The 1349-nt window shown below is 63.5% G+C and carries 1 protein-coding gene; it reads right to left on the bottom strand.

All coding sequences use genetic code 11. The features are described 5' to 3' along the window. The coding region (locus tag AC4FAH_RS14310; RefSeq protein WP_490246283.1) for an NAD(P)-binding protein at positions 1-1349 on the bottom strand (1349 nt) is incomplete at both ends.

The raw sequence follows: 1349 nt of genomic DNA on the forward strand, positions 1-1349 counted from the left end.
ACGAAATCATTCGCCTCGGGGATGAAGGTCGGGATGCGCTTGCCCTCGGTGACCAGCGCCTTGCGCAGCGGCCAGTACCACAGGCGTTTCAGTGTCATGTTGAGATGGCCATCCGCCGTCTGCATGCACAGAAAGATGATCGTCTCCTTCGCGAAGCCCCACGGCAGCTGAAATTTCAGCGCGCGGCGCGGATTGGCCGCCACCACCTTCGCCATGGCCTTGAGCCACGAGAAGGGCCGTGTCCAGCCGGGCTTGCCCCTGGCCATCGCGGTGAACAACAGCCCCATGAAATCGGAGCCCGCCGGATAGCGCGTGGCTTCGATATGGGTGTGCTCATCGATATGAATGCCGGAGCCGATGGCGATGCCCTTGGACATGTCATCGTGACTGTCCGGCATGCGACAGCTGATCAACGACTCCGCATTGGTACGCACCCGCTTGCCCAGCGCGTTCGAGATGTTCGGCAATGAGCCCTTGTCCCTGAGGTGGAACAGCAACTCCTGGGTGCCGAGCGACGAGCCTGCGAAGACGATGGACTGGCAGGTGACGTGGCGCTTGCCCAGGCCAAGATAGAGCCCGGCGAAGGTGGAGGGCACCGTCGTCACCGCATAGCCATCGGCCCCATCCGCCTTGCCATTGAGCGGCACGACATCGATCACCTTGGTCTCGGCGTGTACCTGGGCACCGTGCTTCTCGGCCAGATACAGATAGTTCTTGTCGAGACTGTTCTTGGCGCCGTGTCGGCAACCCATCATGCAGCCACCGCAGCCGATGCAGCTGTGTCTTTCAGGGCCTTCGCCATCAAAGTAGGGATCTGCATGCGCGCTACCGGCAGCCGACGTGGCGCTTTCTCCCTCGGGGCCGAAGAAGATGCCGACCTCGGTGGGGTACCAGGTGTCTTCGCAGCCGGCGACTTCCGCCATGCGTTTCAAGTGGTGATCCGCCGGCGCGATGATCCGATTGGTCGTCACGCCGAGCATCTGCTTCGCCGTGGCGTAGTGCGCCGGCATCACCGCATGCCAGTCATTGAGCCCCGCCCACTGGCCGTTGTCCCACACCCTGTCGGGCGGCACCAGCAGCGTCTGCGCATAGGTGATGGAGCCGCCGCCCACCGCGTTGCCATGCAGCACGATGACATGGCGGAAAAAGCTCATGGTGAAGAAGCCGCGCAGGCCCAGCATCGGCCGCCACAACCAGCGGCTCAGCCGCCAGTTGGTGCGGGGCATGTTGTCCGGCGTCCAGCGCTTGCCCTGTTCCATGACGGCCACGCGATAGCCTTTCTCGGTCAGGCGATGCGCGCACACCGAGCCGCCAAAGCCCGAGCCCACGATGAGGTAGTCGTAGTCATG

It is taken from the genome of Cobetia sp., from assembly GCF_983723665.1.